The organism is Streptomyces sp. ISL-36, assembly GCF_018614205.1.
Lineage (GTDB): Bacteria > Actinomycetota > Actinomycetes > Streptomycetales > Streptomycetaceae > Streptomyces.
Genome location: NZ_JAGGOS010000073.1, coordinates 1 through 19,895, shown reverse-complemented (window position 1 = coordinate 19,895; position 19,895 = coordinate 1). Strand labels below are relative to the sequence as shown.

The window sequence follows — 19,895 nt, the reverse complement described above, 5'->3', positions numbered from 1 at the left end:
CGGATTGGACAATCAATCATCCCATGATTCTATGATGGCCTCATGCCTGACGAGCCTCAGACCCTCGACCAAGCCCCCGCGCCCGCGGGCGACGCCGCCCCGGCACGTACCGCCGCCGTCACCGCCGATTCTTCCGCACCGGCCCGGCCCGCCGTCTGGATCACCCGGCTCGTCGTCGTCGGGCTCGTGCTCGCCGCGCTCAATCTGCGCCCCGCCATCACCAGCCTCGGCGCCCTGCTCGAAGAGGTCCGCGACGGCCTGCACATGAGCGGCAGCGTCGCGGGCGTCCTCACCTCCGTCCCCCCGCTCTGCTTCGCGATCTTCGGCATCACCGCCCCGCGCCTCGCCCGCCGCTTCGGCCCCGCCGCCGTCGTCTGCGCCGGTATGGCCGCGATCTTCGCGGGCCTCGCCGTCCGCCCCTTCGCCTCCGGCACCGTCGGCTTCCTCGCCGCCAGCGCTCTCGCCCTCATGGGCATCGCCGTCAGCAACGTCCTGATGCCCGTCATCGTCAAGCGGTACTTCCCCGACCGCGTCGGCACCATGACGGGCCTCTACTCCATGGCCCTCGCCCTCGGCACCTCCCTTGCCGCCGCCGCGACCGTGCCCATGACCGAGGCGCTGGGCGGGAATTGGCACACCGGCCTCGGCGTCTGGGCGGTCCTCGCCGCCTTCGCCGTCCTGCCCTGGATCCCACTGCTGCGCGACCGGGACGCGGTGCGGCCCACCGCCCCGGCCGCAGGGATCCCCGCACAGGGGGCGGCCCCCGCCGCCCCGCTCCGGATCACCCGCAGCCGTACCGCCTGGGCCCTCGGCGCCTTCTTCGGCCTCCAGGCCACCGGCGCGTACATCACCATGGGCTGGATGCCGCAGATCTTCCGGGACGCCGGCGTCCCGGCCGGCACGGCCGGAGTGCTCCTCGCCGTCACGATGGTGATGGGCGTGCCGCTCGCGTTCGTCATCCCGCGCCTCGCCACCCGGCTCAAGAACCAGGGCCCCATCGCCGTCGCGCTGGCCTTGTGCGGCCTGGCCGGCTACACCGGGCTGTACGTCGCGCCCGCCGCGGGCGCCTGGGCCTGGGCCCTGCTCCTCGGCGTCTCCAACTGCGCCTTCCCGCTCGCCCTCACCATGATCGGCATGCGTTCACGGACCGGGGCCGGCGTGGTCAGGCTCTCCGCCTTCGCACAGAGCGTCGGCTACCTCATCTCCATCCCCGGTCCGCTCCTGGTCGGCGTCCTCTACCAGCACAGCGGTGGCTGGGGCCTGCCCATCGCGCTGATGGCCGGGCTGATGCTGCCCCAGATGGCCGTCGGCGTCCTCGCGGGGCGGGACCGGACCGTCGAGGACGAATGCTGAGATGCGAGACTGGCCCCATGCCAGTGCTCGACCCGAACCCCCAGGACGGCCAGAAGAAGTTCCTCATCGTGCTCGGCGCGATGCTCGGAATCGGTGTCGTCATCGCCGTCATCGCCTCGATCGCCTCCCCATGACCCCGTGACCCCATGACCCCTTGACCCCATGACGACCCCATGACCCCATGACGCCGCCACCGGGGCCGCTCACCCCGCAGGTCGGGCCAGGCCGCTCTCTTGGGGTTAACCCCCCTGTCCCCTAGGGGGTGAGTGTCAGGGTGAAGTAGGTGGATCACCGGATGGGACGGTCCTGGCCCGATCCGTACGTTGGAGACATCGCCGCGACAGCGGCGGATCCAGCGACCCACGGAGGCGGCCATGTCGGCCCGTACGCACACCCGGACCCCGTCCTCGTCCGCGGGCGTCGACACCCGGCTGCCCTGGTGGGCCCTCGCCCTCCCGGCGGCCGCCTTCGTCGCGCTCCTTCTGCTCATAGCGGGACCGGGCGGGGCCCACGCGGGCGGCGCCGACCCCTCGGTCGCCCACCTCCTGGAGCAGATCCAGCGGACACTGCCCGGCTGACCCGACACCCTGCGCCCGACACCTCGTTTCATGCGAAGCTGGGGCTCATGAGCGTCGATACACCCCGCAGGATCGTGCTGCTCCGGCATGCCAAGGCCGACTGGCCCCAGGTCTCCGACCACGAGCGACCGCTCGCCGAGCGTGGCCGCACGGACGCCCCCGTGGCGGGCCGCAAGCTCGCCGACACCGGGATCTCCTTCGATCTGGCCCTCTGTTCGACCGCCGCCAGAACCCGCGAGACCTGGAAGCTGGCGGTCCACGAGCTGCCGCACCGTCCCAGAACCATGTATGAGGAGCGGCTGTACGAGGCCTCGCTCGGCGAGCTCATCGCCCTGCTCAACGAGACCTCCGACGAGGTGCGCGACCTGCTCGTCATCGGCCACAACCCCGGCGTGCACGCCCTTGCCGACGCTCTCGCCGGTGAGGCCGAGGGGGACACCTCGGCCCGGATGAACCGGAGCGGCTTCCCGACCGCCGCGTTCGCGATCGTCTCCTTCACCGGCTCCTGGAAGTCCCTGGAGCACGGCGTGGGCAAGCTCGTCGAGTTCTGGGCCCCGCACGAGTGACCGGTACCCCCTGACACAAGGCCCGGTCACCGCTCGGTGACCGGGCCTCCGTCGGTGCGCACGGGTCAGTGCGGCAGTTCCTCGTCCTCGCCGCCGTCCGCCGCCTCGACCTCCTCGCGGGTGATCCCCAGCAGGTAGAGGACGGTGTCGAGGAAGGGCACGTTCACGGCGGTGTGGGCGGCCTTGCGCACCACCGGCTTGGCGTTGAAGGCCACGCCGAGCCCGGCCGCGTTCAGCATGTCGAGGTCGTTGGCTCCGTCGCCGATGGCCACGGTCTGCGCCAGCGGCACCCCCGCCTCCGCGGCGAACCGGCGCAGCAGCCGGGCCTTGCCCGCCCGGTCCACGATCTCCCCGGTGACCCGGCCGGTCAGCTTGCCGTCCACGATCTCCAGGGTGTTGGCCGAGGCGAAGTCGAGCCCCAGCCGCTCCTTGAGGTCGTCCGTGACCTGCGTGAACCCGCCCGAGACCACACCGACCTGGTAGCCGAGCCGCTTGAGCGTACGGATGAGGGTGCGGGCGCCGGGCGTGAGCCGTACCTCGGCGCGGACCTTGTCCACCACCGAGGCGTCGAGGCCGGCGAGCAGCTCCACCCGCGCGTGCAGGGACTGCTCGAAGTCCAGCTCACCGCGCATCGCGGCCTCGGTGACCTCGGCGACCTTGTCCTCGCAGCCCGCGTGCGCCGCGAACAGCTCGATGACCTCGTCCTGGATCAGCGTCGAGTCCACGTCCATGACGACCAGGCGCTGGGCCCGCCGGTGCAGCCCGGCCGAGACGACGGCCACGTCGACGCCGATGCTGTGCGCCTCGGTGGCCAGGGCGGTCCGCAGCGGCGCCGTCTCGCAGCCGGAGACGGCGAACTCGACGGCCGTCACCGGGTACTTCGCGAGCCGGAAGATACGGTCGATGTTGCCGCCGGTCCCCGTGATCCTGGCCGCTATGGCGGCCGTCTGCTCGGCGGTCAGCGGGTGTCCGAGCACGGTGACGTGCGAACGGCCACTTCCGCGCGGACGGTTGTCGCCCGTTCCGGAGATGATCTCCGCCTGGAGCTTCAGCGACTCGGCCCAGCTGTGCACGGTCGCCCGCAGCTCGCCCGGCGAGGCGACGGTCGGCTCGGTGACGAGCGCGCACAGGACGAGGCGGCCGCGGGACACGACCTGCTCGATGTCCACGACATCGACGGAGTAGGCGGCGAGGGTGTCGAAGAGCCCGGCGGTGATCCCGGGACGGTCCTTCCCGAAGATCTTGACGAGAAGGGTGGGAACGTCTGAGGTCTGCGATGCGCTCATGGTGGTTCCACCGTATCGGGCACTGGGTGCCACCACCGCCCCCGTCCCGCGTACCGGACACCCGACTCGTCACGCGCTCTGCCACCGTAACTCTCCGGAGCCCCTCGGTGCCTGTCGGCGGCCGCCCGAGGCCACGGGCGCAGGGACCGACGCCAGGAGAACAGGGCCCGAGGCCTTGATCACATCGGCCCGACACCCTGACCACACCACCGGGCCGTCACCGTCCCGCCCGCCGCCCGCCGGCCCTCCCGCCGGCCCTCCCGTCGTCCCCGGATCATCCGGTTCATGACGACTCACCCCTTCCGGACGTTTCCTGCGCACTCATGGCGCTCGTCCTGCTCCCTGACGTTTTCTCCTCGCGCCGACGGCGTGTCCGGGGGCGACCCGAGGATGGCCGAAGCGCGCCTCTGCCGGGTCTTCACACCGCCCGACTTTCGGACCCGGGGCCGGGCCTGAAATAGTTCCCCCCGATGTTCGCCATCCCTAGACTCCCAGCGACGGGGGTACATCGGGGGACAAGTAGTGGGGCATGGAGTGCCAGAACTCGTACTGGAATTGAACGGAAGGACCTGGACTCTCGATCCGTCCAGGTCGTACACCCTGGGACGTGATCCGCAGGGTGACCTGGTGATCGACGACGCCAGGGTCTCGTGGCGACACGCCACGATCAGCTGGGGCGGCCGGAGTTGGGTCATCGAGGACCACGGCTCGACCAACGGCACCTTCGTGCAGGGGCAGCGGATCCACCAGTTGGAGATCGGACCCGGCACCGCCGTGCACCTCGGCAACGCCACCGACGGCCCGCGGCTGAATCTCGCCGCCGGCGCCCCGGCGCAGCACCAGGCGGCCGCGCAGGCGGCCCCGGCCCATCAGGCCGCGCAGGCCGATTGGGCCACCCACCCGGCCCCGCCGCAGCAGCAGGGCTGGCAGCAGCAGCCTCCGCAGGCCCAACAGCCTCCGCAGGCCCAGCAGCCGCCGTTCCCGCACCAGCAGGGCGGCCCCGCCGAGCAGTTGGCGCAGAAGACACCGGGCCAGGGTGGCGGCATCGCGGGGGCGCCGCCGGTCTACGGAGACCGCAGCCCGACCACGTTCCACCAGCTGGCCCTCGGCCACGTGATGCGGATCGGTCGTGCGCTCGAGAACGAACTGGTCGTCTCCGACCTCCAGGTCTCGCGCCACCACGCCGAGTTCCACGCCACCCCCGACGGCCGTTTCGAGATCCGAGACCTCGGCTCCCACAACGGCACGTACGTCAACGGTCAGCCGATCGCCAAGGGCGGCTCCGTCCTCATCGGCCCCAACGACATCGTCGGTGTCGGTCACTCGACCTTCCGGATGGTCGGCGGCCAGCTCGAGGAGTTCGTCGACACCGGTGAGGTCTCCTTCTCGGCCCGCCACCTCACCGTCACGGTCGACGGCGGCAAGCAGATCCTCAAGGACGTCTCCTTCGGCGTCCCCGAGAAGTCGCTGATCGGTGTCATCGGCCCGTCCGGCTCCGGCAAGTCCACGCTGCTCAAGGCGCTCACCGGTTACCGCCCGGCCAACGAGGGCGACGTCCTCTACGACAACCGGAGCCTCTACAAGCAGTTCGCCGAGCTGCGTCAGCGCATCGGTCTGGTCCCGCAGGACGACATCCTGCACAAGGAGCTGACCGTCCAGAAGGCGCTCCGCTACGCGGCCAAGCTCCGCTTCCCCGGCGACACCGCCCCGGCCGAGCGCGAGGCCCGGATCGACGAGGTGCTGCGCGAGCTCAAGCTCGACATCCACAAGGAGAAGAAGGTCACCTCCCTCTCCGGTGGCCAGCGCAAGCGTGTCTCCGTCGCCCTGGAGCTCCTCACCAAGCCGTCGCTGATCTTCCTGGACGAGCCGACCTCCGGCCTCGACCCGGGCATGGACCGCGACGTCATGCAGCTGCTGCGCGGCCTCGCCGACGACGGCCGCACGGTCCTCGTCGTCACCCACTCGGTGGCCGAGCTCGGTCTGTGCGACAAGCTGCTCGTGATGGCGCCCGGCGGCTCCGTGGCCTACTTCGGCCCGCCGGAGGAAGCGCTGAACTTCTTCGGCTACAGCACCTGGGCCGACGTCTTCTCCGCCTTCGAGAACTACCGCGACTACGACTGGGCGGGCCGCTGGAAGGGCTCGCAGCACTACCAGATGTACGCCGCGGACATCGACGCCGTCGCCGCGCAGCCGGTCCAGATGCCGCAGCAGGCCATGGCCAGGCCGCCCAAGCCGCAGGGCTGGGGCTCGCAGCTGTGGACGCTGATCCGCCGCTACTCGTCGGTCATCGCCTCCGACAAGGGCTTCATGGGCCTGATGGTGATCCTGCCGGCCGTCCTCGGCCTGGTCTCGGTCGTCATCCCGGCCGACTTCGGCCTCGCACCGCCCACGCCCCCGTCCCGCTACAACGGCGACGCCGGCACGATCATGCTCATCCTCGCGGTCGGCATGTGCTTCTCGGGCGCCGCCAACTCCGTACGAGAACTGATCAAGGAACGGGTCATCTACGAACGGGAGCGGGCCACCGGCCTGTCCCGCTCGGCGTACCTGATGTCGAAGGTCATCGTCCTCGGCGTGATCACCGCCATCCAGGGTGTGATCATCTGCGGCATCGGCTTCGCCACCCGTGAGCTCCCGGCGGAGGGTCTGGTCATGCCGCCCGCCGTCGAGCTGTGCGTCACGATCATCGCGCTCGGCTTCACCTCGATGATGTTCGGCCTGGTCATCTCGTCGCTGGTGAAGACCGCGGAGAAGACGATGCCGCTGCTCGTCATGTTCGCGATCGTCCAGGTCGTGTTCACCGGCATCCTGTTCCAGGTGTACGGATCCCCGGGCCTGGAGCAGTTCGCCTGGCTGATGCCCTCGCGCTGGGCCATCGCCGCCGCGGGCTCGACCCTCGACCTCGGCCACCTGATGCCGCCGTGGGACCACAAGGACCCGACCAACCTGGACCCGCTGTGGGACCACACGGTCGGCCAGTGGGGCTTCAACCTCACGGTCCTGTTGCTCATCGGCATCGCCTGCGGCTTCGCGGTGGCGCGTCTGCTGCGCCGCCACGAGCCCGAGGTCATGCGCAAGTAAGCACTGCCGGACGCGCAAGCGCGGCCGAACGCGCCGAAGGGCGGCACCCCAGCACGGGTGCCGCCCTTTCGGCGTCTGCGCTGCCTACGCTCAGTAGGCGCTGTTCACGTTGTCCATCGAGCCGTAGCGGTCGGCGGCGTAGTTGCACGCCGCGACGATGTTCGCGACCGGGTCGTACTGGTCGAACTTGGTGCCCGGCACGTGGTAGGTCTTGAAGGTCGGGTAGATGACCTGCAGCAGGCCCTTCGACGGGACACCGTTGATGGCGTTGATGTCCCAGTTGTTGATGGCCCGCGGGTTACCGCTGGACTCCCGCATGATGTTGCGGTGGATGCCCTCGTAGGTGCCGGGGATGTTGTGCTTGTCCATGATGAACAGCGCCTCGCGGATCCAGCCGTCGAGGTTGTTCGCGAAGACGGGCGTGCGGGCGGCGGCACGGCTCGCGGCCGCCTTCGCCTCGGCGCGCTTCTTGGCGTCGGCCTTGGCCTTCGCCTCGGCCTTGGCCTTGGCGGCCGCCTTCGCCTTGGCGTCGGCCTTGGCCTTCGCGTCGGCCTTCGCCTTCGCCTCGGCCTTCGCCGCCGCCTCCTGCTTGGCCTTGAGGCCGAGGACCGTGTGCTGGTCGGTGAGGCTCGCGTGGAGGGCCTTGGCCTGAACGCTGTCGGCGTTGTAGCCCCAGGCGACCTGCTGGGTGTTGGCCAGCGCCTGCGGCTCGGTCTCAGCGGCGGCGTTGGTGGGGACGAGGGTGAAGGCGAGGGCCGCGGCGCCGAGGGTGGCGACACCGGCGAGAGAGGCCTTGTAGGTCTTGCTCAGACGACTGTGGCCAGGAGTGTTCGCAGACATGCAGGAGTACCTCTTCGAATCGCAGGGGGTCGCTCAGGCCGGGGCGGCGCTGCGCCTTGCTCGGCGGCGACGGATGCAATTCTTAGCGGCAGCAAAATCCTGTGGCAAAGGTGTGACGTACGATCCCGGGTAGTGGATCAGGGGCCCGTGCATGACCCACCGAAACCCACCCGGGACCGCCGCGTACCGTCCTTGTCTGCCCCTTATGCGGCAACTAGGGGAGGTCGTAAGTGACCTACGTCCTATGCCCGGGCTCACATCGGGCAGGTGGCGAACTCACCGTGAGTTGCTTCAGTAATGCAAACGGTGAGGGGCCTCCTCGGGGAGGATGAGATGGACGTCGCCGAACTCGTGCCAGAGGTAGGACTCGCGCAGTGCCTCCGCGTAGGCACGGCGCAGCGCCCTCCGGCCGGCGATCGCCTCCAGCATCAGCAGATGCGAGGCCTCGGGCTCGTGCAGACCGGTCAGGAGCCCGTCCACCACCCGCACCCCGCGCGCCCGGGTCACCACCAGATCCGTCCACCCCCCGGCGGCCCGCACCACCCCCCTCTCGTCTGTCGCCGACTCCAGCGCCCGTACGGCCGTCGTCCCCACCGCCACCAGCCGGCCCCCACCCGCCTTCGCGGCGTTCACCAGCCACGCGGTCGCCGCCGGGACCTCGAAGCGCTCGGGGTACGGCGGCTCGTGGACCTCCGCCGACGCCACCCCCGTATGAAGGGTGAGCGGAGCGAACTGCACCCCCCGGCTCACCAGCTCCGCCACCAGACCGGCCGTGAAGGGCCGGCCCGCGCTCGGCATCTCCGCCGAACCGGCGCCGTCGGGGGACGGGAGCGCGAAGACCGTCTGATGTGCGGCGAGCGGCTGGTCGCGCTCGGTGTACCCGTAACGGATCGGCCTGCCGTACCGCGCGAGCAGCGCCGGTACGGCCGTGTCCGCCCGCGCCCACCAGAGCCGCGCCGCCCCCGGGACCAGCGGTTCCTCCAGGACCAGACGCGCCCCTCCCTCCACACCCCCAGCCGGCGTGGTGCGGCCCCCGGGCAGCCGCACCACCAGCCCCGCCGGGCCGCCCGGGCGCGGCCGGGTACCGCCCCGACCGGCCCCGGGCCCCGTCCGGGGGTCCCCGCACGGCTCCCGCAGTTCCACCGCCCACCGGCCGTCGTCCCCGCACGTCGAGAAGTGCACGACGACCGGCTCCCCACCGCTCTCCGCGCCAAGGCGCCCGGTTACGGCAGCGGCCAACGTCGTCGACGTGTTGACGACGAGCACATCGCCGGCCCGCAGCTGCCCCGGCAGCTCACGGAACGCGTGGTGCGAGACCTCCGTACCGCGCGAGACCATCAGCCGCACGTCGTCCCGGCCCCGCCCCGGCCCTCGCTGCTCGGCCGGCACCCGCGCCGACAGCTCCTCGGGCACGGCCACGCCCTCCCCCAGCACAGGCCCCGCCGCGTCGTCGGGGCTCCGCCCGGCGGCCGGGCGGGCCCCTTGCGGGCGGGTGACCGGCGCGGTCATCGGCCGGCCTCCTCGTGCCCCGACGGCAGGAGCCCCGATGCCGTGAGCCCCGATGCCGTGAGACCCGATGCCGTGAGACCCGGCTCCCCGCGTCCCGGCTCCCCGCGTCCCGGCTCCCCGCGTCCCGGCTCCTTGCGGTCGGGGTCGGGCTCCCTCGGACCCGCCTCCGTCAGATCAGCCGCCGCGTACCGGCCGCTCGGGGGCCGGCGCTCGATCAGCGAGAGGAACCCCGGCACCACCGCCTCCGGTGACGGCCGCGGATCGTCGTCGTCCGGGACGGCCGCCGTATAGAGGTCCGTCGCCATGTCGCCCGGATCCACCGTCCACACCCGCAGCCCCGGCTCCTCGACCGCGAGTACCGCCGCCAGCTGATCGAGCGCCGCCTTCGACGCCCCGTACCCGCCCCACGTCTCGTACGCCTCGACCGCCGCATCCGAACTGACCGCGATCACAGCCCCCGCCCCTGCCTCGGCTCCGGCCGCCTCCACCCCTGCCTCGGCTCCACGCGCCCTCAGCAGCGGCAGCGCCTCCTGCACGAGCCCCAGCGCCGCCACCACATTCGTCTCCAGCGCCGCCCGCAAACCGTCCAGGGGCAGCGCGTCGAGCCGCACCAGCGGCTCCGCGCCCAGCGCGCTCGCATTGCTCACCAGCAGATCGAGCCCGCCGAGCCCCCGCGCCGCCGCGACCAGCTCCCGGCGGTGCGCCGCGTCCGTCACATCCCCGGGCAGGGCCACCACCCGCGCTCCCCGCGCGCGTGCCGCCTCGGCGCTCTCCTCCAGCACCGCCGGCGTCCGGGCGTCCAGCACCAGGTCCCAGCCCCGCCCGGCCAGCTCGCGGGCCAGCGCCCGCCCCAGCCCCTTGGACGCTCCCGTGATGATCGCGACAGCCATGACATCCATCCCCTCTCGTACCGATGGATTCAGCCTCCGGCCGTGACCCCGCCCGCCGCCTCGTCCGCGGGCCCCGACCGCACAAGGCACTTCGACCTAGTCCTGAGGTCCCGAGCCATGGCCGTCCCCAGGCGGATACGGACTGTCACAACCCACGAGTACGGTGAGTTCATGAGTCATCGACCGAGCTCGGGCCTCGCCGCCGTGAGCACCGCGCTGCTGGCGATGAGCCGCCACCTGGAGGTGCGTGACGTCCTCAAGACGATCGTCGCCTCCGCCCGTGAGCTGCTCGACGCCGAGTACGCCGCGCTGGGGGTGCCGGACGACCACGGCGGCTTCGCCCAGTTCGTGGTCGACGGCGTCAGCGACGAGCAGTGGCGGGCCATCGGACCGTTGCCCCGCCAGCACGGCATCCTGGCGGCCATGCTCCACAAGGCCGAGCCCGAGCGGCTCGCCGACGTCCGCCGGGATCCGCGCTTCGAGGGCTGGCCCGCGGCCCATCCGGAGATGTCCGACTTCCTCGGCCTGCCCATCCAGGACGGCGAGGAGACCATCGGCGCTCTCTTCCTGGCCAACAAGCGCTGCCCCAGGCCCGGCGGAGGGTGCGGTTTCACCGAGGAGGACGAGGAGCTGCTCTCGATCCTCGCCCAGCACGCCGCCATCGCCCTGACCAACGCCCGGCTGTACGAACGCAGCCGCGAGCTCACGATCGCCGAGGAGCGCTCGCGCCTCGCCCACGAGCTGCACGACGCGGTCAGTCAGAAGCTCTTCTCGCTCCGCCTCACCGCCCAGGCCGCGGCCGCCCTGGTCGACCGTGACCCGGCCCGGGCCAAGGGAGAGCTCCAGCAGGTCGCCACCCTGGCCGCCGAGGCGGCCGACGAGCTGCGCGCCGCCGTGGTCGAGCTGCGCCCCGCCGCGCTCGACGAGGACGGGCTCGTCCATACGCTGCGCACCCAGATCCAGGTCATGGACCGGGCCCACAGCGCCCGGGTCACCTTCGACAGCTCCGGGGTGCGTGCCCTGCCCGCCGCCCAGGAGGAGGCCCTGCTCCGGGTCGCCCAGGAGGCCCTGCACAACGCGCTGCGGCACGCGGAGCCGCAGCTGGTCGCCGTCTCCCTGGTCCGCCGCGGTCAGGGCGCCCTGCTCACCGTCACCGACGACGGCTCGGGCTTCGACCCGCGTACGGTGCGCAGGGCCGGACGCCACCTGGGCCTGGTCTCCATGCGGGACCGGGCCGGCGGGGTCGGCGGCACCCTCACCGTGACATCGGCACCGGGCCGAGGCACCACGATCGAGATGGAGGTCCCCGGTGGCTGACAGAGTCATCCGCGTCCTGCTGGTCGACGACCACCAGGTCGTCCGCCGCGGCCTTCGGACCTTCCTGGAGGTGCAGGACGACATAGAAGTGGTGGGCGAGGCGTCCGACGGCGCCGAAGGGGTCGCGCGGGCCGAGGAGCTGCGGCCCGACGTCGTCCTGATGGACGTCAAGATGCCCGGCATGGACGGCATCGAGGCGCTGCGGAAGCTGCGCGAGCTGGCCAACGGGGCGAGGGTGCTGATCGTCACCAGCTTCACCGAGCAGCGGACGGTCGTCCCCGCGCTGCGGGCGGGCGCCTCCGGGTACGTCTACAAGGACGTGGACCCGGACGCCCTGGCCGGTGCCATCCGCTCCGTCCACGCGGGGCATGTGCTGCTCCAGCCCGAGGTCGCCGAGGCGCTGCTCTCGCAGGACGACACCCCCAGCGGGACGGGCCGCGGCTCGACGCTCACCGAGCGGGAGCGGGAGGTGCTCGGCCTGATCGCGGACGGACGGTCCAACCGGGAGATCGCCCGTGCCCTCGTCCTGTCGGAGAAGACGGTCAAGACACACGTCTCGAACATCCTGATGAAGCTCGATCTGGCGGACCGGACCCAGGCGGCGCTCTGGGCGGTCCGGAACGGTCTGACCTCCTGAAACAAGGGGGAGCAGGGGCAAGGCGGAGGAGGCACCTCCGTTCGTCCTCTTCATACTGTCGGGTGCATGTCCCCCGTTCGGCGCAACCCGGCGGGGCGGGCGGCGTTCTTCATGGCGTGCCGCGGCGGTACCGCCGCGGCGAAGACCAGGAGGATCCTGAAGTGAACAAGCTGAAGAAGGCCGCTGCCCTCACCATGATCGCCGGTGGCATCGTCGCCGCCGGTGCGGGTGTCGCCTCCGCCCACGGAGCGGACGCCCAGGGGCAGGCCCTCAACTCGCCGGGTGTCGCCTCCGGCAACCTGGTGCAGGTCCCGGTCCACGTCCCCGTGAACGTCTCCGGCAACACGGCCAACGTGATCGGCCTGCTCAACCCGGCCTTCGGCAACAGCGCCGTCAACAGCTGACGCCACCCCTGACCAGCCCGGCCCCCGGACGATCCCCCGGGGGCCGGGCTCTGCCCTGTCCGCCCCAGCCCCCCTCGCACCGGGTCAGCGCTCCCGTTCCCTCTCCTCCACGTACGCGTTGTAGGCCGCGACCTGCGCCCGCCGGGCCACCCGCTCCACCGGCCGCAGCGCCGCCACCCGCGCCGCCATCTCCGCCGCGCTCACCGCGCCCCCGTGGCCGTGGTCGTACGCCAGATCCACCAGCAGAGCCACCCGCTGGGCCAGCTCCAGCACCCGTACCGCCCGTGGCGGATAGCCGGGCGCCAGCACCTCGCGGCCCGCCTCCGCCCGCGCCCGGTACGCGTCGCGCGCCGCGTCCGCCACCGGACCCGACGCCGCCACATCGAGCCTCGTCAGTACAGAGGTGGCGTCCCGCAGTGCCTCCGCCAGTTCCCGCTCCGCCTCACCCAGCGACGGGACGTCCGCGGGCGGGGCCTCCCGCACCGACAGGCACTGCCAGACCACCTCGACGTGCACATCGCCCGCGGGACCGGCCTCCGTGACCGCCGGCACCAGACCGTACGGAGCGCCGAAACCGACCACCGCCTCCTCCGCCTCCAGCGCCCGCGCGTTGAAGTCGGGCGGCCCGCTCAGACCCAGCGGATGCCCCGGAGCCGGCAGTGCCACCCGCCACCCCGTCACCCCCAGCCGCCGCAGCCGCCCGAGCGCGAGGGTCAGGCCGACCGGCCCCGCCTCACCCGGCAGCCCCTCCACGCGGTGCACCGCGTCGTCCCCGACGATGGCCAGCGCCGCGTCGTCCGGCGATACCGATCCGGCCAACAGGGCATTGCCCCAAGCGGCCAGGCGTCCTGAGCGTGGTTCCGAAAGCATGCCCCCAGCCTAGGGAATCCCCGAGGCGGGACACGGAAGCACCGGACCCGGGGACGGACTAAGGGCCGACCTAAGGACCGGCCCGCTCCGACAGTGGCGTAGGTTTTCCCTGGACGCCGCGCCCACAGGCGCAAGGCGACGACACGACTCGACCGCAAGGGGAGACAACGCGCTCATGAGCGATGTACTGGAGCTGGTGGACGTATCCGTGGTCCGCGACGGACGGGCTCTGGTGGACGATGTCTCGTGGTCGGTCAAGGAGGGCGAGCGCTGGGTCATCCTCGGCCCCAACGGCGCCGGCAAGACCACCCTCCTCAACATCGCCTCCAGCTACCTCTTCCCTTCCCAGGGCAGCGCCCGGATCCTCGGCGAGCGGCTGGGCGGCGTCGGTACCGACGTGTTCGACCTCCGTCCCCGCATCGGCATGGCCGGCATCGCGATGGCGGAGAAGCTCCCCAGGCGCCAGACCGTCCTGCAGACCGTCCTCACCGCCGCGTACGGCATGACCGCCACATGGCACGAGGACTATGACGCCGTCGACGAGGAGCGCGCCCGCGCCTTCCTCGACCGGCTCGGGATGACCGAGTACCTGGACCGCAGGTTCGGCACCCTCTCCGAGGGTGAGCGCAAGCGCACCCTCATCGCCCGCGCGATGATGACCGACCCCGAGCTCCTCCTCCTCGACGAGCCGGCCGCCGGACTCGACCTCGGCGGCCGCGAGGACCTGGTCCGCCGCCTCGGCCGCCTCGCCCGCGACCCGTACGCCCCCTCCATGATCATGGTCACCCACCATGTCGAGGAGATCGCCCCCGGCTTCACCCACGTCCTGATGATCCGTCAGGGCAAGGTTCTCGCCGCCGGCCCGATGGAGACCGAGCTCACCTCCCGCAACCTCTCGCTCTGCTTCGGCCTGCCGCTCGTCGTCGAGCACGTCGGCGAGCGTTACACCGCCCAGGGTCTCCCGCTCAAGTAGCCCTGCACCGAACCGAATCACGGAATCACGGGCGTCGCGTCCCCGCACAGCGCCGCGCCCTGTCCCCGGAGTTCCCACCGCCCTACCATGACCACGTGGACATCGACGCATGGGTCTGGTGGCTGATCGGCGCGGTGGGACTCGGCATTCCGCTGGTCCTGACCGCGATGCCCGAATTCGGCATGTTCTCCGTCGGCGCGATCGCCGGAGCCGTGACCGCGGGTCTCGGGTTCGGCATCGTCGCGCAGGTGGTCGTCTTCGCCGTCGTCTCGGTGGCGCTCCTCGCCGTGGTCCGCCCCATCGCGGCCCGGCACCGCAACGGACCGCCCCAACATGCCAGCGGAATCGACGCACTGAGAGGCCGTCAGGCCGTCGTGCTCGAACGGGTCGACGGCAACGGCGGCCGCATCAAGCTCGCCGGCGAGGTCTGGTCCGCCCGCGCGCTCGACTCCGGGCAGGCCTTCGAACCGGGCGATCAGGTCGACGTCGTCGACATCGACGGGGCGACCGCCGTGGTCATGTGACCGAACCCCTCACACGACGCTCCGTCGTCTGGGAAACTCGATCATCAGCAGCAACCCGGTAGTCAACCGGCAGCGAAGGGCACGGGGAACACGATGTCAGCAGTCATCATCGTCCTGATCATTCTGGTGGTGCTTGTCTTCATCGCCCTGATCAAGACGATCCAGGTCATCCCGCAGGCGAGCGCCGCGATCGTGGAGCGCTTCGGCCGCTACACCCGCACGCTCAACGCGGGCCTGAACATCGTCGTCCCCTTCATCGACTCGATCCGCAACCGGATCGACCTGCGTGAACAGGTCGTCCCGTTCCCGCCGCAGCCGGTGATCACCCAGGACAACCTGGTCGTCAACATCGACACCGTCATCTACTACCAGGTGACCGACGCCCGGGCCGCGACCTACGAAGTCGCCAGCTACATCCAGGCCATCGAACAGCTCACCGTCACCACCCTGCGCAACATCATCGGCGGCATGGACCTGGAGCGGACCCTGACCTCCCGCGAGGAGATCAACGCGGCCCTGCGCGGCGTCCTCGACGAGGCCACCGGCAAGTGGGGCATCCGCGTCAACCGCGTCGAACTGAAGGCGATCGAGCCGCCGACCTCCATCCAGGACTCGATGGAGAAGCAGATGCGCGCCGACCGCGACAAGCGCGCCGCGATCCTCACCGCCGAGGGAATCCGTCAGTCGCAGATCCTCACCGCCGAGGGCGAGAAGCAGTCGGCCATCCTCCGCGCCGAGGGTGAGGCCAAGGCCGCCGCCCTGCGCGCCGAGGGCGAGGCCCAGGCCGTACGGACGGTCTTCGAGGCCATCCACGCGGGCGACCCGGACCAGAAGCTCCTCTCGTACCAGTACCTCCAGATGCTGCCGAAGATCGCCGAGGGCGACGCCAACAAGCTCTGGATCGTGCCCAGCGAGATCGGCGACGCCCTCAAGGGCCTCTCCGGCGCCTTCGGAAACCTCGGCGGCGGCGCCCCCGGATTCAACACCGGCGGCACGGCGAACGGCACCGGAACCGAGCGCCGCGAACAGCCCCCGGTCGACTGACACGTACACGTGGTCATGCATGATCGGTGAGAGCCCCTCGACCCTGACGGCCTCAGGGCGGGGAGGCGACTCACTGACCATGTAAGGAGATGGCGTTGTCCATCTGGGAAGTACTGGCAGTCTTCGCCGCCGGTGTGGGAGCCGGCACCATCAACACCATCGTCGGGTCGGGAACGCTGATCACGTTCCCCGTCCTCCTCCTCACCGGACTGCCACCGGTCACAGCCACCGTCTCCAACGCCCTCGGCCTCATCCCCGGCTCCATCAGCGGCGCCATCGGCTACCGCGAGGAACTCAAGGGCCAGCGCCGCCGGATCGTGCGCCTCGGCATCGTCGCCGCGATCGGCGGGCTCGGCGGAGCGGTACTCCTGCTGATGCTCCCCGCCCGGGCGTTCGAGACGATCGTCCCCGTCCTGGTCGCCCTCGCACTGGTCCTCGTCATCCTCCAGCCCCGCCTCTCCAAGGCGGTCCAGGCCCGCCGCGCCCGCACCGGCGCCCCGGGAGACCCCGACGGCGGCCCGCTCCTGCTGACCGGACTGCTCCTCGCCAGCGTCTACGGCGGCTACTTCACCGCGGCCCAGGGAATCATCTACCTCTCCCTCATGGGCATGCTCCTCGCGGACACCCTCCAGCGCCTCAACGCCGTCAAGAACGTCCTCGCCGCGATCGTCAACAGCATCGCCGCGCTCTTCTTCCTCTTCGTCGCCGACTTCGACTGGACCGCCGTCCTGCTCATCGCCGTCGGCTCGGCCATCGGCGGCCAGATCGGTGCCAAGGTCGGCCGCCGCCTGCCGCCCCCGGCCCTGCGCGGCTTCATCGTGGTCGTCGGCACCGCCGCCATCGTGCAGCTGCTGCTCCGCTGAACGACCGTGGGCCCGCCCCCCGAGGGGAGCGGGCCCACACGACCTACGGACGACGGAAGATCCCTCTCACGCCGCCGAGTTCGCCAGCCACTGCGGCAGCTCCGAGCGCTCACCCGCCCGCATCGCCAGCAGCATCGCGTCCGCCGGCGTCGGCACGAACGGCTCGTGCAGCAGGGGCATCCCCGCCTGCTCCGGCGTCCGGTCCGCTTTGCGGTGATTGTCCTCGGCGCAGGACGCCACCGTGTTCAGCCAGCTGTCCGCACCACCCTGCGCCCGCGGCACCACATGGTCCACTGTCGTCGCGCGCCTCCCGCAGTACGCGCACCGGTGCTGGTCCCGGACCAGCACCCCCCGCCTCGACCACGGCGCCTGTCTTCGAAACGGCACCCGGACGTAGCGGCAGAGCCTGATCACCCGGGGCACGGGAATGTCGACGGCGGCGGCACGCATACGGAGCTCGGGATGTTCCTGCTCCACGACGGCCTTGTCCTGCAGGACAAGCACCACCGCACGGTTGAGTGTGACCGTCGAAAGCGGCTCGAAGCTCGCGTTCAGAACCAGCGTGTCCCGCATTGTGCCCACCTCCCGTGTGCCGGCCCAGCCCCGCTGCGGGGCTCCGGACTCGGATCAACTCTGGCCGGGCGCGCCGGGTTGGACAACGCAATATCCGTGTGCAACGAAAGATGCCCGCTTCTGATCTCTCCAAGACCAGAAGCGGGCAAACAACAAACGAACGCTCAGCTGTGCTCGGGACCCGGGTACTCCCCGATCAGCTGCGCGCGCCCCAGCGTGTGGAACCGCAGGTTGATGCCCACGGCCGCCGGCGACGCGTCCGCGTCCGGCCCGAGCTTCTCCGTGTCCACCGCGTACACGGTGAAGACGTACCGGTGGTTCTCACCGGCCGGGGGAGCGGCACCGCCGAATTCCCGGGACCCGTAGTCGTTACGGACGTGCACGGCACCGGCCGGCAAGCCCTCGAACGACCCCGAGCCGGCACCCGCGGGCAGCTCGGTCACCGACGCCGGGATGTCGAACAGCACCCAGTGCCAGAACCCGCTGCCCGTCGGCGCGTCCGGGTCGAAGCAGGTGACGGCGAAGCTCTTCGTCCCCGCCGGGAACCCCTCCCAGCTCAGCTGCGGAGAGACGTTCCCCTTCGCATACACCTGAGCGTCATTTAGCACACCGCCCGGCACGATGTCGTCGCTCACCACGGTGAACGCCGGCACCTCCGGGTGGAAGTCGTGAGGGAGCGGCGCCCTCTTTCCCTCGGCCACGTCTGAACCTCCGTATCGCCTGGCCAGGATCTGGCTCACAGCCTTACGCGGCCGAGCCTAGGCCCAGTTGCGCTTCCCACCGACGTCGGCGAGCCACTGGTTGAGGTAAGCGGCCCAATCGGTCGTGTGGAAGTCGTTCAGACCCACCTTGAAAGCACGGAACGAGTCGCCGCCCTCACTGAACAGCCCCGGCTTCTTGTCCATCTCCAGGACGACGTCCATCTCACGGTCGTCCGCGACGAAGCTGACCTCGACCTGGTTCAGACCGCGGTACTGCTGCGGCGGGAAGAACTCGATCTCCTGGTAGAACGGCAGCTTCTGCCGGGTACCGCGGATGTGCCCGCGCTCCATGTCCGCGCTCTTGAAGCGGAAGCCCAGCTGCAGGAAGGCGTCGAGGATCGCCTGCTGCGCCGGCAGCGGGTGGACGTTGATCGGGTCCAGGTCTCCGGAGTCCACCGCGCGGGCGATCTCCAGCTCGGTGGTCACACCGATGTTCATCCCGCGCAGCTGCTGGCCGGCGATGGCCGTGACCGGCGTCTCCCAGGGAATCTCGAGACCGAACGGTACGACGTGCACCGCGCCGGCCTTCACCTCGAAGGCACCGCCGAGCCGGACCTTGATGAACTCGATGTCCTGCTTGACCTCCTGCTCACCGCCCTCGACCTCGACCCGCGCCTGCAGCCCGACGGACAGCCCCTCGATCTGCTGGTCGACCGAACCGCCCTGGATCCGCACCTCACCCTGGACGACGCCACCCGGAACGACGTTCTCCTCGGTGAGCACCGTCTCCACCGACGCACCGCCGGCACCCAGGCTCGCGAGCAGCTTCTTGAACCCCATGAACACTCCCTCTTGGTCCTGCTTGGTCTCGACCCCTACATACGCGCGACGACCGTAGCCGGTTCCGCGCCGCTTCCCGGCGCTCCCCAGTACGCTCGGACGCCATGAGCGAGAGCCCCGACCGTACGCCGCTCCCGCGGGACTTCTTCGACCGCCCCGTCCTGGAGGTCGCCCCCGACCTGCTCGGCCGCACCCTGGTCCGCACCTCGAAGGCGGGCCGTATCGAACTCCGCCTGACGGAGGTGGAGGCGTACGCGGGCGCGATCGACCCCGGCTCCCACGCCTTCCGGGGCCGCACCGCCCGGAACGCGGTCATGTTCGGTCCGCCGGGACACGCGTACGTCTACTTCACCTACGGCATGTGGCACTGCCTCAACCTGGTGTGCGGCCCCGAGGGCCATGCGAGCGGAGTGCTGCTGCGCGCGGGCCGGATTCTGGTGGGCGCGGACCAGGCCCGGGCACGTCGACTCTCGGCCCGATACGACACGGAACTCGCCAAAGGTCCGGCCCGCCTGGCGACCGCCCTGGACGTGGCCCTCTCCCTGAACGGCACCGACACCTGCGACGGCCCGGACTCCCCCCTGTCCCTCCTCACCGGCACCCCGCCCCCGGCCGACCAGATACGCAGCGGGCCCCGCACGGGAGTGGGCGGAGAAGGTGCCCCGCACCCCTGGCGCTTCTGGATCGACGACGATCCGACGGTGAGCCCGTACCGGGCCCATGCGCCCCGCAAGAGGACCTCTTGACGCGACTTGACCCAGATGCTGGGGACGCCTAATGTAGTCCGAGCCGCTTGAGACGGGCAGTGCTTGTGAGAGCACCCCCGGAGCGGCCATCCACTACCTACAACAAACCCCCACAGGGTGGGTTTCTCGGCGTGCCGGAAACCGAACTGAATGGCTCGATTATGAGCCGCCGGGGAATTCGGCTAAAGTAGTGAACACGCCGAAAGGCAAAGGCCCCAATCGGCCGCCGGAATACAGAATCCGAACCGGAAACGGATCGGAAAACGGATCTGGTAAGGTTGGAAACACGAAAGACCGAAG

General features: G+C 70.9%; 20 protein-coding genes and 1 pseudogene. 13 read left to right on the top strand and 8 right to left on the bottom strand.

The window, feature by feature from the left end:
- Positions 1-42 precede the first annotated feature (42 nt).
- From J7E93_RS19810 to J7E93_RS19800, 4 genes are all read left to right on the top strand, one after another.
- Entirely contained in the window at positions 43-1,353 is a 1,311-nt protein-coding gene (locus tag J7E93_RS19810; protein ID WP_215071242.1) for an MFS transporter, read from the top strand.
- 17 nt (positions 1,354-1,370) lie between these two features.
- Positions 1,371-1,487 carry an SGM_5486 family transporter-associated protein gene (locus J7E93_RS37215; protein ID WP_251066797.1) on the top strand — a complete coding sequence of 39 codons (117 nt, stop codon included), beginning with the start codon at positions 1,371-1,373 and terminating at the stop codon, positions 1,485-1,487.
- A gap of 240 nt (positions 1,488-1,727) precedes the next feature.
- Positions 1,728-1,931 (top strand): hypothetical protein, encoded by a 204-nt coding sequence (locus tag J7E93_RS19805; protein WP_215071241.1) that lies wholly within the window; start codon positions 1,728-1,730, stop codon positions 1,929-1,931.
- A 47-nt stretch (positions 1,932-1,978) separates the two neighbouring features.
- The gene (locus tag J7E93_RS19800; RefSeq protein ID WP_215071240.1) at positions 1,979-2,497 is read left to right on the top strand and encodes a histidine phosphatase family protein; all 519 of its coding nucleotides are present in this window, start codon (positions 1,979-1,981) and stop codon (positions 2,495-2,497) included.
- A gap of 65 nt (positions 2,498-2,562) precedes the next feature.
- Here the strand turns inward: J7E93_RS19800 and serB are convergent, their stop codons facing one another.
- Complete coding sequence (gene serB, locus J7E93_RS19795) at positions 2,563-3,783, bottom strand: phosphoserine phosphatase SerB (protein ID WP_215071239.1); 1,221 nt, start codon at positions 3,781-3,783, stop codon at positions 2,563-2,565.
- Between the two features lie 522 nt (positions 3,784-4,305).
- Between serB and J7E93_RS19790 the strand changes: the two genes are divergently transcribed.
- Positions 4,306-6,864 carry an FHA domain-containing protein gene (locus J7E93_RS19790; protein WP_215071238.1) on the top strand — a complete coding sequence of 853 codons (2,559 nt, stop codon included), beginning with the start codon at positions 4,306-4,308 and terminating at the stop codon, positions 6,862-6,864.
- A 90-nt stretch (positions 6,865-6,954) separates the two neighbouring features.
- Here the strand turns inward: J7E93_RS19790 and J7E93_RS19785 are convergent, their stop codons facing one another.
- The 3 genes and pseudogenes from J7E93_RS19785 to J7E93_RS19775 all read right to left on the bottom strand — a co-directional run.
- On the bottom strand, positions 6,955-7,704 hold the full coding sequence (locus tag J7E93_RS19785) for a transglycosylase SLT domain-containing protein (protein WP_215071237.1): 750 nt from the start codon (positions 7,702-7,704) through the stop codon (positions 6,955-6,957).
- 291 nt (positions 7,705-7,995) lie between these two features.
- Positions 7,996-9,213 (bottom strand): S-adenosylmethionine:tRNA ribosyltransferase-isomerase, encoded by a 1,218-nt coding sequence (locus J7E93_RS19780; protein ID WP_215071236.1) that lies wholly within the window; start codon positions 9,211-9,213, stop codon positions 7,996-7,998.
- 164 nt (positions 9,214-9,377) lie between these two features.
- Positions 9,378-10,103 (bottom strand): annotated as a pseudogene (locus tag J7E93_RS19775) (SDR family NAD(P)-dependent oxidoreductase); the annotation flags it as partial.
- 171 nt (positions 10,104-10,274) lie between these two features.
- On the opposite strand from J7E93_RS19775, the gene J7E93_RS19770 reads away from it, so the two are divergent.
- The 3 genes from J7E93_RS19770 (at position 10,275) to J7E93_RS19760 (ending at position 12,461) form a co-directional block, all read left to right on the top strand.
- Positions 10,275-11,420 carry a GAF domain-containing sensor histidine kinase gene (locus J7E93_RS19770; RefSeq protein WP_215071234.1) on the top strand — a complete coding sequence of 382 codons (1,146 nt, stop codon included), beginning with the start codon at positions 10,275-10,277 and terminating at the stop codon, positions 11,418-11,420.
- Complete coding sequence (locus J7E93_RS19765) at positions 11,413-12,057, top strand: response regulator transcription factor (protein WP_215071233.1); 645 nt, start codon at positions 11,413-11,415, stop codon at positions 12,055-12,057. The genes J7E93_RS19770 and J7E93_RS19765 overlap by 8 nt, the downstream gene beginning before the upstream one ends.
- A 161-nt stretch (positions 12,058-12,218) precedes the next feature.
- Positions 12,219-12,461, top strand: a complete 243-nt coding sequence (locus J7E93_RS19760; protein WP_215071232.1) for a chaplin — start codon at positions 12,219-12,221, stop codon at positions 12,459-12,461.
- 84 nt (positions 12,462-12,545) lie between these two features.
- Here J7E93_RS19760 and J7E93_RS19755 read toward each other — a convergent pair whose 3' ends face one another.
- The gene (locus J7E93_RS19755; RefSeq protein WP_215071231.1) at positions 12,546-13,331 is read right to left on the bottom strand and encodes a hypothetical protein; all 786 of its coding nucleotides are present in this window, start codon (positions 13,329-13,331) and stop codon (positions 12,546-12,548) included.
- 175 nt (positions 13,332-13,506) lie between these two features.
- Between J7E93_RS19755 and J7E93_RS19750 the strand changes: the two genes are divergently transcribed.
- The 4 genes from J7E93_RS19750 to J7E93_RS19735 all read left to right on the top strand — a co-directional run bounded on the left by J7E93_RS19750 (position 13,507) and on the right by J7E93_RS19735 (position 16,735).
- On the top strand, positions 13,507-14,304 hold the full coding sequence (locus tag J7E93_RS19750) for an ABC transporter ATP-binding protein (protein WP_215071230.1): 798 nt from the start codon (positions 13,507-13,509) through the stop codon (positions 14,302-14,304).
- Positions 14,305-14,399: 95 nt separating this feature from the next.
- Positions 14,400-14,828 carry an NfeD family protein gene (locus tag J7E93_RS19745; protein WP_215071229.1) on the top strand — a complete coding sequence of 143 codons (429 nt, stop codon included), beginning with the start codon at positions 14,400-14,402 and terminating at the stop codon, positions 14,826-14,828.
- A 93-nt stretch (positions 14,829-14,921) separates the two neighbouring features.
- The gene (locus J7E93_RS19740; protein ID WP_215071228.1) at positions 14,922-15,872 is read left to right on the top strand and encodes an SPFH domain-containing protein; all 951 of its coding nucleotides are present in this window, start codon (positions 14,922-14,924) and stop codon (positions 15,870-15,872) included.
- A gap of 95 nt (positions 15,873-15,967) precedes the next feature.
- Entirely contained in the window at positions 15,968-16,735 is a 768-nt protein-coding gene (locus J7E93_RS19735) for a sulfite exporter TauE/SafE family protein (RefSeq protein WP_215071227.1), read from the top strand.
- Between the two features lie 66 nt (positions 16,736-16,801).
- On the opposite strand, the gene J7E93_RS19730 is transcribed toward J7E93_RS19735, so the two are convergent.
- From J7E93_RS19730 to J7E93_RS19720, 3 genes are all read right to left on the bottom strand, one after another.
- Positions 16,802-17,308, bottom strand: a complete 507-nt coding sequence (locus J7E93_RS19730; RefSeq protein WP_215071226.1) for an HNH endonuclease — start codon at positions 17,306-17,308, stop codon at positions 16,802-16,804.
- A 164-nt stretch (positions 17,309-17,472) separates the two neighbouring features.
- On the bottom strand, positions 17,473-18,009 hold the full coding sequence (locus tag J7E93_RS19725) for a YbhB/YbcL family Raf kinase inhibitor-like protein (protein ID WP_215071225.1): 537 nt from the start codon (positions 18,007-18,009) through the stop codon (positions 17,473-17,475).
- Positions 18,010-18,066: 57 nt separating this feature from the next.
- On the bottom strand, positions 18,067-18,849 hold the full coding sequence (locus J7E93_RS19720) for a sporulation protein (RefSeq protein WP_215071224.1): 783 nt from the start codon (positions 18,847-18,849) through the stop codon (positions 18,067-18,069).
- Between the two features lie 104 nt (positions 18,850-18,953).
- Here J7E93_RS19720 and J7E93_RS19715 point away from each other — a divergent pair, with 104 nt between their 5' ends.
- Entirely contained in the window at positions 18,954-19,595 is a 642-nt protein-coding gene (locus tag J7E93_RS19715; RefSeq protein WP_215071223.1) for a DNA-3-methyladenine glycosylase, read from the top strand.
- Positions 19,596-19,895: the final 300 nt, after the last annotated feature.

What these genes read in the sequence shown, in the direction of transcription:
- J7E93_RS19810 (WP_215071242.1), top strand. Translation starts at nt 43, where the DNA reads ATGCCTGACGAGCCTCAGACCCTCGACCAAGCCCCCGCGCCCGCGGGC.
- J7E93_RS37215 (WP_251066797.1), top strand. Translation starts at nt 1,371, where the DNA reads ATGCCAGTGCTCGACCCGAACCCCCAGGACGGCCAGAAGAAGTTCCTC.
- J7E93_RS19805 (WP_215071241.1), top strand. Translation starts at nt 1,728, where the DNA reads ATGTCGGCCCGTACGCACACCCGGACCCCGTCCTCGTCCGCGGGCGTC.
- J7E93_RS19800 (WP_215071240.1), top strand. Translation starts at nt 1,979, where the DNA reads ATGAGCGTCGATACACCCCGCAGGATCGTGCTGCTCCGGCATGCCAAG.
- serB (WP_215071239.1), bottom strand. Translation starts at nt 3,783, where the DNA reads ATGAGCGCATCGCAGACCTCAGACGTTCCCACCCTTCTCGTCAAGATC.
- J7E93_RS19785 (WP_215071237.1), bottom strand. Translation starts at nt 7,704, where the DNA reads ATGTCTGCGAACACTCCTGGCCACAGTCGTCTGAGCAAGACCTACAAG.
- J7E93_RS19780 (WP_215071236.1), bottom strand. Translation starts at nt 9,213, where the DNA reads ATGACCGCGCCGGTCACCCGCCCGCAAGGGGCCCGCCCGGCCGCCGGG.
- J7E93_RS19770 (WP_215071234.1), top strand. Translation starts at nt 10,275, where the DNA reads ATGAGTCATCGACCGAGCTCGGGCCTCGCCGCCGTGAGCACCGCGCTG.
- J7E93_RS19755 (WP_215071231.1), bottom strand. Translation starts at nt 13,331, where the DNA reads ATGCTTTCGGAACCACGCTCAGGACGCCTGGCCGCTTGGGGCAATGCC.
- J7E93_RS19750 (WP_215071230.1), top strand. Translation starts at nt 13,507, where the DNA reads ATGAGCGATGTACTGGAGCTGGTGGACGTATCCGTGGTCCGCGACGGA.
- J7E93_RS19740 (WP_215071228.1), top strand. Translation starts at nt 14,922, where the DNA reads ATGTCAGCAGTCATCATCGTCCTGATCATTCTGGTGGTGCTTGTCTTC.
- J7E93_RS19730 (WP_215071226.1), bottom strand. Translation starts at nt 17,308, where the DNA reads ATGCGGGACACGCTGGTTCTGAACGCGAGCTTCGAGCCGCTTTCGACG.
- J7E93_RS19720 (WP_215071224.1), bottom strand. Translation starts at nt 18,849, where the DNA reads ATGGGGTTCAAGAAGCTGCTCGCGAGCCTGGGTGCCGGCGGTGCGTCG.
- J7E93_RS19715 (WP_215071223.1), top strand. Translation starts at nt 18,954, where the DNA reads ATGAGCGAGAGCCCCGACCGTACGCCGCTCCCGCGGGACTTCTTCGAC.